Origin of the sequence: Holdemania massiliensis (genome assembly GCF_022440805.1) — a bacterium.
Taxonomy (GTDB): Bacteria; Bacillota_I; Bacilli_A; order Erysipelotrichales; family Erysipelotrichaceae; genus Holdemania; species Holdemania massiliensis_A.
Genome location: NZ_JAKNTK010000001.1, coordinates 3,410,295 through 3,425,898, shown reverse-complemented (window position 1 = coordinate 3,425,898; position 15,604 = coordinate 3,410,295). Strand labels below are relative to the sequence as shown.

Genomic DNA, 15,604 nt, shown 5'->3' with positions numbered 1-15,604 from the left:
GGATAGCGCGCGTCTCCTAAGAAATCGGTTGAAAAATTTAAACTACGTTATAAAATGGATGTAAATCACAATGTCCTCGTAGCTCAGATGGATAGAGCGCGCGCCTCCTAAGCGCGAGGTCGGCGGTTCAAGCCCGCCCGAGGACGCCATTATAAAGGTTATTTTGATGCTTTGAAGGGAAAGCCATGGAGAAATCTATGGTTTTTTTGTTTTTCATAACACAAAATTCTTAATGCAGAATTCTCTGCAGCGCTGAAGGCTGCCCGATGAACTTGCCTGCTGGGGGTCATCAAGCCAGATCAATACCTGTCATGTATTTAACCTTTAGATAAATCGTTTTATATCTAAAACTTAAAACTTTGATAAGATGATTTGAAACGATTAAAAATTATTACATATAGCATAAAATATGTGAAATACATCCATTAAAAAATATAAAAATAAATATTACAATGAAACTTGGCATAATAACTGCTGAAAGTCGGGGGAGACTAGGGAGAAAGAAGTGAAGGAGGCTCATCATGAAAGAAAATATACTGACTTCTTCGATGTTGGAGGCATTTCGTCATCATTTGATCGAACAGGAGCACAGTCCGCATACCATAGAAAAATACATCAGGGACATTCGATCATTTTATCAATTCCTGCCGCAGGAGAAGAATGTAAGCAAAGAACAGGTCATCGCTTACAAATCGGAACTGACAGGCCGTTACAAAACAACCAGCGTCAATTCCATGCTGACGGCAGTCAACCAGCTGTTGGCTTTTTTAGATTGGCGTGATTGTCAGGTGCGGCTGCTGAAAGTGCAGCGGACAAATTTTAGAGTAGAAGAAAAAGAGCTGAGCCGTGAAGAATATCAGAAACTGCTGAGGACAGCGCAGCCAGGCAACGAACGCCTGTGGCTTTTGATGCAGGCCATCTGCAGTACAGGAATTCGGGTCAGTGAGCATCAGTTCATTACGGTAGAAGCTGTACAGCAGGGACAGGTGAGAATTCGGAACAAAGGCCGGGAAAGACTGGTATTTATTCCGGAAACATTGAAAAAGCCCCTGCTTAAATATTGCCGGCGGCATCAGATTCAAAGCGGGGCGATTTTCATAACGCGAACGGGGAAACCGATGAATCGAAGCAATATCTGGTCAGCGATGAAAAAGCTGTGCCGGGCTGCAGGAGTCGATCAAAGAAAGGTTTTTCCTCACAATCTGAGACATCTGTTCGCCCTGACTTATTACCGAATGGAAAAAGATATAGTTCGATTGGCGGACGTACTGGGTCATACCAGTGTGGAAACAACCAGAATCTACACAGCGACCAGCGGTCAGGAGCAGCGTCGTCTAATTTCCCGGCTGGGACTGACCTCAGCTTGAAGAAAAAAAACATAATTCGTATTATGTTGTAAGAGTGCACACGATTATAAAAACTACGTTTACATTATGACAGTTTCCGCCTAAAAATGCAACTGTTCAAAGCTTGAAAGTTATTGATTTCCAAGATTTATAACAGCATAAAAAGAATCTGGACCCGCAGATTCAATCAAAAATGTTAATTTTTATCAAATTAATCAGAGTCTCCGGCTCTGATCTTTTTGCTGTGAACTAAATGTAAGCTGAATCTAAGATAATTCATTATGATGAACAGTTCACGTCACAACATAATACGAATTATGTAGTAAGGATGAACTCGGAATAAGGACAGTCGCGTGAACGAGATCAGAAAACAGATTCAGACAAAGATGAAATCAAACGAGGGGGCGGCAGACGTGTTTCCGTGGAGGAAGAAAAAGAAGCGGAAAGCGAAAGCAGAAGGTCCGGGTTTCCGTACTGTTTGGATCGGCGGTTACGATGAGGGACAGGTACTGGATTATCTGGCACAGATGCAGCTGGCTTTTGAAAAAGAGCGATGGAGCTATGAACAGCAGCTGCAGAGACAATCACAGATCATTGCCCAGCTGAGAGAAGAATTGAAATGCCGGAGAGAGTAGTGGGACGACATGAAGGAAGAAAAAGCAGAAATCAGTTTTAACGTGTCCAGTCAGCTCTGGCAGCAGATCAACTGGGAACGGAAGCAGCTGAAGCTACGTCAGCGCCGACGCCGTCGGGGGTTATTGGCGGGGCTGGCAGGGGTTATTCTGTTTCTGATGCTGGTGCTGAATTTTGTGATGGGTGTGGATCGGGTATCGGGAGATTCCATGTCTCCGGGGATTCAGGATGGAGACTGGATTCTGTACAGCCGCGGGACACAGGATTATCCAAGAGGATCCATCATCGTTTTTGCCCTGCCCGAAGGAGACGTTGTGAAACGGGTCATTGCCACGGGCGGAGACCGGGTTGAACTTCAGACTGACGGCAGATTGAGCGTCAACGGACAGCAGGTGGAAGAAAACTATGCCATTCCGCAGCAAAAAGAAGCGGCTTACCAATACAACGTGCCGGAAAACAGTTTCTTTTTACTGGGAGATCGCCGGGCAGTCTCGGTTGACAGCCGGGATGAAAGCATCGGAATGGTGGATAAAGGACAGATCCGAGGAAGGGTTATCGCCGTTTTCCGGTGGCAGAAGAAGTAAACAGGTTGGAGGAAAAAAATATGAGTCAGCTCAGAGTAAAAGTAAAAAGCAATAAAAAACGCGGGAGGACACTGGCAGGGATAGTGCTGACCGGCTGTCTGATGCTGAATGTGTTCAGCGATCTGATCGGCAGCAGTGTCGGGATCGCCTTTGCGAAAAGCGGCGACTGGATCACGATCAGCAGCCGGGAAGAGCTGGAAGCCATGCTGATCAAAGAAGACAGCGGAAGCTATAATCTGGACGGCCGGTATCGGCTGGAAGCAGATCTGGATCTGTCCGATCTGCCGCATTCCATCGGTACGGATTATCGTCCATTTACCGGGGAACTGGACGGCAACGGGCATATTCTGAGCGGTTTGACTCGTCCGTTGTTCGGGACGACTCAGGATGCTGAAATTACAAACCTTTTGCTGGGGGAAGTGAATCTCAGCGATGGAGCCACATATTTCGATGGCGAACACTATGTCATGTCGGTTTCGGCTCTGGCTGGAAGAAGCATTGATACTCAAATCAAAAACTGCGCCGCTGTCGGTGAGATCCATGTGCGGGATCCGAAAGCGGTCGCTTATGAAGTGGAGCCGGCTCCGTTGCCAACCCCGGAAAGCACGGCGCTTCCGATCGTGACAGCGACCCCTGAAACGACAGTGACTCCTGAGATCAGCGCGGTGCCGGAAGTCACAGACACGCCGACACCCGTCACAACTCCGGAAATCACGATGACGCCGGAAAGCTCCTTCGTCCCGGAGGAAACTCAGACTCCGGAAACGGAACAACCGCAGGGCAGCGCGGTGCCGGAAGAAACTGCGAACTCCGAGGAAGCTCAGGATCCAGAAGAACCTGAAATGATCCCGGAAGGGACTCCGACAGAGAATCCGTCAGAAACTTCAGAACCACGGAATCAGGAAACGCCAGAAGGGGCTCCGATTAAAGTGACGGCCGGAAGTCTGGGGGCCAATATCCATCTGGATATTTTGAGTTTGGAAACCGCGCCGGAATCCACTGAAGCACCGGAAGCGACGATTCTTCCGCAGGATAATGACGAAACTGCGCAGCCGGCAGAGGAAGAAGGAAGGAATACCCCGGAACCGCAGATTTCAATGACTCCCGAGGTCAGCGATGATTCCGCGGCTCAGCCGCAGGATCAGCCGACGATCGTTCCTGAAAATACAGAAGACCCTGAACTGACGCAGAAGGTAGCTCCTCTGCAGCGCAGCTATGATTATGTCACAGCGGAGCAGGTGATATCCGGTGGCCTGGTCGGCAGCCTGGAAGGCAAAAGCCTGATTTCTGACTGCTATACTCTGGTCACAACCATCCAGGAAACTTCAATGAAGACGCAGACAGCCGGCATGAGCGGCAGAGTTGCGCAGCACAGCCGAATTGAAAACAGCTATTCCACAGGCTTAATCGGAGGCGAGGAAGCCTCCGGCTTCGTCAGCGAAAATTATGGAACTCTTCAAAATTGTTTCACAACGGTCACTCTTGATGAGACTGCGGAAAAGACAGCGGCTTTTGTTTATTATAACGAAGGTGCGATTAAAGACTGCAGCTTTGATCAGCAGATGGCTCTGGCCGAAGACACAGCTGCCGAGGCTCTGAATACATCGGAGATGGTAGGCACAGAGTCTAAAAAACCGGTCGGCAACTGGGTCCGGACCGAAGGTGCCTATCCGCAGATCTGTTATTTTGCGCAGCAGGAACACAAAACGATTAAGGAAAACAGCGCCGCCTCTGCGGTGGCCATCGTTCTGGCCGACGGTACGACGCTCAAAGACGCGCTGCAGCCGGGCAATAACAGTCCGATTGAACTGCCGCAGGCGATCGGCAAAGAAGAAGTTCAGTGGAGTGCCGAAGGTGATTTGAAAATTAACGAAGCGGGTCAGGCTTACTTCGAAACAGAGACACAGACACCGGTAGAGGTCCTGCCGGAGGAAAAGACGCCGCAAAGTATGCGGAGTCATTTTCGCGCAGTTCAGACGGAAACTAAAGAACAGTCGACTGATCAGGAAAACGGAGAGGAAGACCCCGCCGCAAAAGAGGAAGAAAATCAGCAGGTCAGCGGCAGTCTGAGTGCGCAGATCGGCAGCATTACACGGTCTCGTTCTCTGCAGGCGACAGTTCAGCCGCGTACGCCGATGATCGGATGGAATGAATTTGCATCAGCCAATGTGGATAATTCAGCCTATGCTTTCAGCGGATCCGGAACTTCCGCGGATCCGTATATCCTAGAGAATGCGGAACAGGTTGCGATTTATTTTTATAAAACCGCTATTGGCAGCATCAGTGCAACCAATTATGCAAAAATCCGCGGAACTATTGATATGTTAGGAAGTAATTACAGCTCTTCAGGTTATCTGGTATGGGCGATGCCTGATTATAGTAGAGATAGACCTTATCAAGGACATTTATCTGTCGATCGAGAGGGCGACGGTTTAACCAATGTCATCCTGTGGACGGGAACCAACAATTATGATAATGGCTTTTTGTTCGGAATCAGCAATGCAACGATCGACGGCCTGACTCTGGATTTGAATATCAGGCCCAGTGAGACCGGTGGTAATTCGAATGCTGATAGTTTTGGCGGTCTTGTGGGACGTGATCTCGGCGGATCCGTGATCAGTAACGTAACTGTGAATATCATGGATGGAAATAACCCTCTGATGTATGCAAAATTTGATAATGAGGGCACTTCTACCGGTTCTGGCGGATTAGTCGGACTGCTGAGCGGGAAGGGCAGTGTTTATCAGAACTGTACTGTTAATGCTGAAAATGATCAAGTGATGTTTAAAACTAAAGTAGATCAAACTCAAAAGGCTTCCACTGCAGGGATGGGCGGAATTCTGGGAACGATTGATTCAAATGGAGGCGTCCAGATTTTGAACTGCCACAGTTCTCTGAGTTTACAGGGATCCAATGTCGGCGGTATCGTTGGTTTGATCCAGGAGACTACCGGAGAGGTCGTCATTGATAAGTGCTCCAATTCCGGTAAAATTTTAAATAACAATCTTTTAAGAGTCGCTAACCTGGGCGGCCTGATCGGTCAGTCTTCTGGCTCTAATGTTAAAATATTCCGAAGCCGCAACCTGGGGACTGTGGAATTGGATTCTTCGACTAATCTTGGCTTTCCCCGCGTTGTCGGCGGGTTAATTGGGGCCGAAGAAGTTCCTGTTACGCTGGCCTACAGTGCTCATGCAGGAGTCCTTTCATTAAGTGCACAAACAAGTGATGACTATGTCGGCGGATTGGTTGGATTTATGAAAGGTGAGCATGATCAAAACACTCCATACTTTCAATGCTATGTTGCAGGAACAATGTCGAATACGGGTGGAGGCTATGTTTTGTACGGTGCTTCTGATCCATCATTAAAAAATGGAACCTCAGAAATTTACTATGACCAGTCATTGACTAATATCCTGGCCAATGGAAAATATACAACAGCCGCGGCAGCAGGTTATTTCAAGCTTGCGAGTTCCGTCCAAACATTTAACGAAAGAGTAGCAGGACCGACAAAATTCCAGGCGGCGCTGAGCGGCATCTACGATGATCCGGCAACCGTTTGGAGTCTGGATCCGGAAAGCGGATATATGTTTATACTTCCGGAACTGCCGGCACCGAAAAACTGGAAGGAAGTGGGTCAGCAGCAGTCGGAAGCCACGCTGAAAACAACACCGGCTAAAAGCGGAGCGGATGCCGGAGTCACCATGGCGCTGAGCGGTACCGGAAGTCAGGCAGATCCTTATATCCTGGCTTCAGAGGAAGCTCTGGCCTGGTTTACGGCTCAGATTGATTCCAGTAAAACGTACTATGTCCAGCTGGCGGCAGATATGGATCTGGCGGGGTTGAATTATACCGGAGAGTCCACTGTCAGCAGTGATTATACTAACTGTCTGCCTTGGATTTCCATGGAGAAATTTAGCGGTGAATTTGACGGAAAATATCATAAAATTAAGAATTTATTTTCCAAGACTGGGGGCTTTTTCGGAGATCTCATCAATACGACGAGCATCACTCTCCAATTGAAAATTCAAAAAGTGGAACTGGAGTCAGGATCTGTGAATGCCGGCGGTGATCACGGAAGTCTGATCAGTACAATTGATGTTTCTGATGCGGCGCAAGTCATCGTCGATCAATGCGGATCCAAGGTCAGCGTTTCCAGCGATGTTTCAGGAGGGCTGGTTGGCAGAATGGTTGGGGGAACCCTTCAGCACTGTTATTACCGGGATGCCGTCGTCGACGGAGTAGACTACATAGCAGGTTTGGTGGGTACTGCTGATAGTGGGATTGTCAAGAACAGTTATGCTGCGAACGTTACATTTACCAGTACCAGAAGTATCGATTACGTTAGCTCCATCATAAACTCTCAATCCTGTGAGAACTGTTTCTATATTGACATAACGGACAACACCAACAGCTTGAATGTCATGGATGGAAGCAAGGAAATAACCTTGAATCAAGCTAAGACCTGGGGCTTTGCCTATCAGCTGAACGGCGGAAATGAAGCCGGAATGACTCAGGGAGGATGGATCAATGCAAGGGACAAGTATAATGAATTGGATCTTCCAGTCTTAGGTAAGCCGGAGCCAGTAAAGGAATGGGCATATGTCGGAGAATGGATCGTCAATTTTCATCCGGAAATGATTCCCGCCACAGGTGTTAACGGAGCGCCGACACTGTTGAAGACTTCCGAAGATATGGCTTGGCTCAGCTGGATAGAAGCAACCGTAAAACGAGTGAATACGGATGATTATATTCTTACTCAAAACGGGACCTATGATTTTACAGGTTCGGCCTACGGCGGAACCGTAGATAAGCCTATCTTATGGACTCCAATCGGAATGAGTTACAGCAGTTATTATGGTGGAGATTTCAATGGCAACAACAGTGTCTTGAAAAATCTCAGAACTGAAGATGGGACTTGGGAGGAAAGAATCAACAGCTATGGTGGTCTCTTTGGGTATTATGCACCCAAGGAAGCATCTAAATCCATTCATGATCTGCATATTCGCGACAGTTATTTTGAAGGCGGATGGGCATCCGGAGCGATCGCTGCGAATATAGAAAGCGGCGTAATCCAGCGGTGTTCAGTTGAGAATACAACGGTAGTTGTCATTGATTCCAATGGTTCCTACGGCGGTGGGATTGCGGGCCTTTGTTACGCAGGAGCAGAACCTGTAAAAACTAAGCTGTTGGATTGTTATGTCAGCAATACAAGCGTTTCAGCGAAAAACGCTGGAAGTCTTGCCGGGCTGAAATATGGAAATGAAATTCTAATCACCAATGCTTATGCGGCTGATGTTACTCTGAAGGATTCTGAAAAAAGCGGAATTTTCGTCTCCAATGAAAATGATGGATTGAACGCTTCTGAAAATACTTATTACTATAATGTAACGAGCAATTCAGCATTTCAGTCAGATTCTGGAGCTGTATCAAAAACTTCAGCAGAGTTGAAAGAATATAGTGTTGTTGAATTACTGAATGCAGGACGTACCGGAATCTGGGGCTGGACAAAGGACCAGTATCCTCATTTGGGAGCTTCAACGTTCACCAGCTGGAAGGATGTCATTCAGAACAATGTTATTCAAAAACAGGATCTGATTGATAAGGGCGAAATGGTCATTACGGATCTGGAGGACGTAGAGTTCTGTTACACAGAGACATCCTGTATGCTTATTCAGAACAGAAAACAATATACTGTTTCCTCTCCGGAAGCCTTAGCTTATTTCCTGTTGAAGGAATGGCAAGAAGCTGGAAATAGGAACTTATGGAAATTAGTTCTGGACGCTGATCTGGATATGACCGGCGCGAATTATGGTGGAACAGTGGATAGTCCTTTGCCATGGACTGCTCCTAATGTATATAATCTTTTAATTGACGGCCAGAATCATACCATTTCCCATTTGGCTGATAATCTGTTTTTGAGTTTTGACGGTGAAGGTAAAATGTCTCATGAAAGTTGGGAGAACACATTGTATTCGGAAATCCGAAACCTGACCTTGAAGGATACAGGGGGAGGTATTTCCGCTAATACAGTTTATGTAAAAGCAGAGAACTGCCATTTGGAAAACAGTCATTTTTTGAAAGAGGAATATCATCCAGCAAATGGTATGTTTGGCGAGATATTTTATTCTATTATCGATAACTGCTCTGTTAAGAATATGGAAATTGACAGAAGTTCATTGGGTAATTACTCTAGCGTAGGTGGAATTTGTTCATGGATGACAGGAACAACAGTCCGAAATTGTACTGCAGAGAATATACAATTTTTAGATTCCGCACTGGACGTAACTTCATATGGCGCGCTTTTGGTTGGCATTGCGGTGAAAGATACGCTTTATAGTCCGGCGATTCAAAATCGCATTGAAAATTGTACTGCGGCAGGAGAAAATAATAGTTTTGAAGTGGTGTATGCGGCGGGCATCGTAGGTCAAATGGAATTTGGCGTTATTGATCAATGTCAGATGAAAGCGAAATTCAACAAAATGGCTAATAACGTCAGCGGGATAGCAGGAAGCATCATTGAGACGACAATAACCAACTGTACGGTAGCTGCAGAAGCTGGACTAAATGTCGGTCAGGGAAGGTTCGCTGGCTTAATTTCTGTGGTCGATGGGACTGCCAGTACCCTTGAACGCTGCGCAGTTTTGAGTAATGTAGGCAGCAGCACAGCTGATTCTGCCGGCGGCATTACCTTCGGATCTGCCAGCGGATTGAGTATCAAAGACTGTTATGTCTTAGGGGATGTTACTGCTAAAAAGAATGCTTACGGCATTGCGCCTTCTGCAGCTTCCATAGAAAACTGCTATTTTGGCGGAAAAGCATCGGCCGTCAATGCCTATGGCGTAACGAGCGGAACGGCAGTCAACAGCTATTATGACGGCGGAAAAACAGCGGCGAAAGGCGGCGGTACGTCAAAGACGGCCAGTGAAATGCAAACCAAAACTTTCGCTGCCACCTTGAACGCAGGAAGAACTGGATCTGAGGCCGTCTGGGCCTGGAGAGCGGGAGTTAATAATAACTATCCTTATCTGGGAACCTCATATGAAAGCTGGAATGACGTCGGAGCTGAAATTGCGGCAGGCACACTGACTGGGGATGGTTTTATCCCAAGCGGTAATGGATCATCAGCAAGTCCATATCAGATTGGAACGCCGGAAGCTCTGGCCTGGTTTGCCTATCAAGTGAATAATGTTGATGGAAAGACTGGTATTCAGGGTCAGCTAACTCAGGATATAGATTTAATGGGCACTGTATATGGAGGAACCGCAGATACATTTTTGCGCTGGGTCCCAATCGGCAATATAGTAACCAAGCCATATGCTGGTCATTTTAATGGACAGGGTTATCAGATCAAGAATATGCGGGTTGTTGAAACTAAAGAAAAGGCGACCGGTGGATTATTCGGACTGATCGATCTAAGCAGCGGAAATGCGATTGAACAGATTCATATCTACAACGCTTCAGTGGATGCTTCTACAGCAAAAAAAGGCAATGCCGGAGGCCTTGTCGGATCCATTAAAAACGGAGTGGTTAGAAAGTGCAGTGTTGAATCCTCTGATATAAAGGGTATATATACCGGTGGATTGGTTGGTTCCAGTTACACGGATACCAGCGGTGATAAATTGTCCTGGTCTCAGCAATATGACAGCTGTTATGTGATAAATACGAAGGTGACAGGTGAAATGGCTGTGGGTCTGTCGGGATTCTTATGGGAAAGGCCGACAGTAAAAATCAGTAATTGTTATGCCGTAGGAGGCACTGTTACTGGCAGCAAGTGGGCTTCTCCATTTGCGTTTAGTAATTACTATGATAGTACGATTATCGCGGTGAACAGCTATTATGCTGATATGACGGTAGTCAGCGATAATGTGCTTTCCTCTTCGGATGGAACGGAAATTACCACTGATCAGATGAAAACCTGGGGCTTTGCGTTCCAGCTCAACGGCAATCAGGATGACTTTTCCAAAAATACGGTTTGGAGACCAGCGGCGAATGCTGCTGAGAATCAAGGATATCCGGTCTTTGGTACATTAAGTGCTGCTTCAAACTGGTCACAGGTTGGTGAATGGTTTGAGAATTTTCAGACCAAACCGACTTTAAGTAATAACAGTTATCAGATCAGCAAGCCGGAAGAATTAGCCTGGATTGCGTATAAAGTGAATAATGACAATGCGAACTATGCAGGCAAAGGCATCACTCTGAGCGAGAACATTGACCTGTTCGGATCCCGGTTCACCGGCAGAGCTTCTGACAGCTCAGCCCTGGAATGGATACCGTTTTCCAAGCTGACCGGTACGTTCAGCGGCAATCAGAAAGAAATCTCTGGAATTAACGTACCTGGCAGATATGCATATCAGGGATTCATTCAGGTTCTTGATCACGGCGTGGTTGAGGATCTGACAGTTAGAGGCACCGTCAGCGGACTACCCAACACGACGACTCGATATGCCGGAATAGCGGCAATCGCTCAGAATAAATCGGTTATCCGGCAATGTGTCAATTATATCAATGTCGGAGCATCAAGAATGGCAGGTTCCAATTATACCGGCGGTATCGTTGCTCAACTGTCGGATTCGACCGTTGAAAACTGCATCAACTTTGCTAATATAACTGACAGTAACTGGACAAATGGTTTCCATAACGGTGGTATTGTCGGCGGCGCGGACACCGGATCAATTATCCGTAATTGTTATAACGCTGGCAGCGCTAGTTCCGGCAGCAGCACATATAGTGGGGGAACTGGTCATGTCGTGTCACCGAGGGAATTGAACGCTACTGTGACCAACTGTTTTTACAACACAGATACAGCCGGCGCTTACAGCACAGCCGTGAACAATGTTACAGGAAAAACAACCGTTCAAATGAAGAGCTGGGGCTTTGCGTATCAGCTGAACGGAGCGCAGGCTACGCTCAGTGACAACAAGGTCTGGCGTCCGGCTGAAAACAACAGTGAGAACCAGGGATACCCGACGTTCTGCAGTTCGGGGTCAACTTTAAGGGCGGCCAGCAACTGGAGTGAAGTCGGAGGCTGGGTTGCAAACTTTGCGGAGGATTCCAGCTTGAAACCAACGCTCAGCGGGAGCACCTGGACAGTGAACAGTCCGGAAGCCTTAGCTTATACGCTGTATACAATGAATACAGGAGTGAGTATCTATAACAACTATAACATCACGTTAGACGCGGATCTTAACATGCAGGGCAGCCGATATTCCGGAAAGTCAGATACAAATCTGATCTGGAATGGATATGCAACTTCAGAGGCTTATCCTTATTTGGGAACCTTTGAAGGTAAAAATCATGTTCTCAGTAATTTATCGGGCGGAAGTTTTTTCCTCTGTTATTTAAGTGGAACAATGAAGGATTTCTCGCTGGATTCAAGCTGTTCGTTTACAACGGGCGGGAGAGTATCCTTTATTGCTCAAGGAATAGGCGGATTTACCCTGTTCGGCATCCAGAGTGCGGCGGTCATGACTGGATCAGACGGTGCGGGATTAATGAATTACTCAAGTGGCAGCGAGCCAGCGTTCATTGAACAATGCGGAGTGACTGGGAATATCACAGGAAAGGGAAATAATAACAGTGCAGTCAGCGGAATCATCAATTATGGAACTTCAAATGTTACTGTAAAAGACTGCTATTACATCGGCACACTGACAGATACCTCTACGGTTGAATCCAATAAACTTAATATGCGAGGCATCGGCGGAAATAATGTCAATATTGTTAACTGTTACTTTGCCGGAACCATTGTCGGAGGTAAGGCAAGCAACTCTATAGGCGCCTCGGGTACATCTGTAACCAACAGCTATTACAATCTGGATCTGCAAAAGAACTTTGACATCATCAAAGGAAAGGGTTTAACTACCGCACAGATGAAATCGATGGGTTTTGCCTATCAGCTCAACGGTGCGGGAGACGCTTCCGGTTCTAGCAGCTGGGTATGGAGAGCGGCGGCGGATGACAGTGAAAATCAGGGCTATCCGGTTTTCGGACAGGCGGAACCGTTTAAGAACTGGATGCAGGTCGGAGAATGGATCGACGATTTTGGAACGAAACCCACTGAATCCGGAGGTTCGTATTCGATTGCGAATGCAAATCAGCTGGCCTGGTTTATGTATAAGGTCAATTCAGAAGCAGCGACGTATGCCGGAAAATCTGTAAAACTGACAGGGGATATTGATCTGGCGGGATTCCAGTATACTGGAAAAACAGCAGTGGGGACGGATTATACAGGAGCTTTGAGCTGGAAAGCGATAAACGGCTATACAGGTCATTTTGACGGGAACTACCATAACATCAAAAACTTGAGCGGTTCTTCCGTGTTCGGAGAGATCAACAGTGCCGGAGCGCTCGTAGAAAAACTGGGAGTCGAAAGCGGGATGGTTCAGGCGGCAGGCAATGCCGGCGGTCTGGTTTCCACCTTTAAATCAGGGAAACTCAGTCAATGCTACAACAAGGCTACGGTCAAAACCACTTCCACCGGGGCTTATACCTATGCCGGAGGCATCGCGGCACTGGCGTATACCGGTTCAGTTTTTGAAAACTGTTATAACCTGGGGACTGTGATTTCCTCCAGTACTCAAACTGACAGCAATGCCGGCGGCATCGTGGGCTATTGTGCCGGCGGTGCTGAGATCAAAAACTGCTACAATGCGGGAACGATCAGCGGCGGCCTGCGAAATGGTCCGATCTACGCTTATCATTCCAACTATGCTTCCAATTACAAGCTGACGAACTGTTACTATCAGACGGGAAAAGGCGGGACGACGACCGCTCAGGGCAAAGGCGTCTCCGAAAGTTTCCTTAAAAGCTGGGGCGCGGCTTACCAGCTGAACGGCGGGACCGGGATTCCAACGGAATATACGATATGGAGAACGGCAGCCTCAGCCAGTGAGAACAGTGGCTATCCGGTCTTTGGCAGTACGACGAACAAGCTGAGAGCTCCGACGGACTGGAATGAAGTCGGCGAATGGATTGAAGGCTTCGGAAGCCGTCCGGCTATGGATCTGAACGGCGCTTATACCCTGGCATCTCCGGAACAGCTGGCATGGATGTCCTATGTGATCAGTAATTCGGTTATTGCGAAAACTGCAAATTTCACGATAACAAAAACGATCGATCTGTCTGGATCACAGTATACGAACAAAACGACAGGCGTCATCACGGACGCTTTACCATGGGTTCCAGTTGCCAGCTATGCGGGTACTTTCAGCGGCAATAATGCGAAGGGCTATGAAGTAACGAATATGTACGCCGTAGCTGATGGCAACAGCGGATTTTTCAAGGATACGGCTACGACCGCTGTTGTTCAGGGACTGACGGTTAGCGGAGAAGTTCATGGAAATACGCGCGTCGGCGGCCTGGTTGGAGACAATAATGGAAAGTTAGATTCCTGTGTCAATAAAGCCGCGGTTCGCAGAAAAGGCACGGAGGTCACTATAATAGGAGGGCTGGCCGGCGTCAGTTCCAAGGGTGTGATTACGGAATGTATCAATCGAGGAACCATCGGTCTTATTGATAATTCCGGATATGACAGCGGCGGTTTAATTGGTCTGTTGTTCGACGGAACCCTAGAACGCTGTCTGAACTATGGCGATGTTTATGGTGTGACAAATGCATCAGGAGATATAGTTGCGGCCGGCGGTCTGATTGGTTATCTGGGTGGTGGAACAGTCAAAGACTGCGCCTCTATCGGTGGATCTATCAATGGATCTTATGCCGGGGGTCTGGTTGGACGGGATGTCAGCGGAGGAATGCTTACGCATTGTTATGCATCCGGAAGCATTAACGGAAGCAGTCGATCCGCGGGACTGCTGGGCACGGGATCTATTGCCAGCGGCTCCTTTACTCACAGCTACTATGATTCAACATTGGCGCCTCACAGTTCAGGAATCAGCGCAATCACCAATGCTGGCAAGACGACAATCCAAATGAAGAGTCGGAGCGTCACGGATCTGCTGAATGATGACCGAAAAGGTGACAACCGTGTGTGGTTCACCAGTCTGGACAGTGAGGAAACTCAGGGCTATCCAACCTTCGTGGCACCGAAGGTGAAACAGGGAACCATGAACCTGGTCAGAGACGGCCTGGTGGTCGCAGGGGAAGTCAACGGTTTCGTAATGGATGGGTCTATCCATGGAGGAAAGTTTCAGTACATTGTTCAGGCGGCAGACAACACCTTTAGTACGGCTGTAGAAACTCCGGAAATGGAACTGCAGGCAGGATCAATCGTTTTGGATGCGGACACTAAATTCAGTCTTGGAACAGAAAACGCCAATAAAAAAATGCTGATAAAGCTGGGAAGTGAAGGGGCAATGGGAAATGCGATCGCCTTCGACACGCCGCGCAATACGACGCTGGTCAATCGCAGCGGAGATGTTTCAGCTGCCATAAGAATTGATGTTCCAAGAGCGTACAGTAAAACAACGCCGTTGTATTTCATTGTGAATTTTACAGATTCCCAGAATCAACAGCGGTATGAGTATCAGATTACTGTTAATCCTGCAGCCAGCCGGACCCTGGATGTGACGCTGCCGGTTGCGGCGTCGATGGAGCTGAATCCGGGAGTGAAAGACACGGCAGAGAGTCAGGAACTGTTTGTTCAGAACAACAGCGGCTTTCCGATCAATGTTTCGATCTCGTCGATCACACCGCAGGCGGATAAAGACGTGAAGCTGACACCGGTTGCTCAAAGCGTGAATGTCGTTAAGGACAATGCTCAGGATCAGAACGTGCATTTATGGCTGACGAACAGCGGCATAGCCAACAGCGGTCTGAGCAGCACGATTAAGCTCTATTATGATCCGGCGAAAACGAGGATTCCGCTGTCTCTGCGGCTGGGCGCCAATAGCAAAGCTGAAACGGCGGACGCTGCCAGCACCGGGGCTCAGCTGAAATTCAAATATGGAATGGATTACGGCGTTGTCAATCTGTTGGGTTCTGATAAGACTTTCGGTTATGACGTGCTTTGGGATTTCAGCATGTCGGCAGAAGATCAGCCTTACGGAACCACTGCCAATATCAGCAAATGAGGAGGAACCAGGG

At 47.7% G+C, this 15,604-nt stretch carries 4 protein-coding genes and 1 tRNA gene; all 5 read left to right on the top strand.

Going from position 1 to position 15,604, the window contains the following annotated elements:
• Positions 1 to 72: 72 nt before the first annotated feature.
• The 5 genes from MCG46_RS15910 (at position 73) to MCG46_RS15890 (ending at position 15,591) form a co-directional block, all read left to right on the top strand.
• A tRNA-Arg gene (locus MCG46_RS15910) sits at positions 73 to 149 on the top strand.
• A 372-nt stretch (positions 150 to 521) separates the two neighbouring features.
• A complete protein-coding gene (locus MCG46_RS15905) occupies positions 522 to 1,367 on the top strand; it encodes a tyrosine-type recombinase/integrase (protein ID WP_240280845.1) in 846 nt (281 codons plus the stop codon).
• Between the two features lie 332 nt (positions 1,368 to 1,699).
• Positions 1,700 to 1,981, top strand: a complete 282-nt coding sequence (locus MCG46_RS15900) for a hypothetical protein (RefSeq protein ID WP_240280844.1) — start codon at positions 1,700 to 1,702, stop codon at positions 1,979 to 1,981.
• 9 nt (positions 1,982 to 1,990) lie between these two features.
• Complete coding sequence (gene lepB, locus MCG46_RS15895) at positions 1,991 to 2,563, top strand: signal peptidase I (RefSeq protein WP_240280843.1); 573 nt, start codon at positions 1,991 to 1,993, stop codon at positions 2,561 to 2,563.
• Positions 2,564 to 2,583: 20 nt separating this feature from the next.
• Entirely contained in the window at positions 2,584 to 15,591 is a 13,008-nt protein-coding gene (locus tag MCG46_RS15890) for a ZmpA/ZmpB/ZmpC family metallo-endopeptidase-related protein (protein WP_240280842.1), read from the top strand.
• Positions 15,592 to 15,604 lie beyond the last annotated feature (13 nt).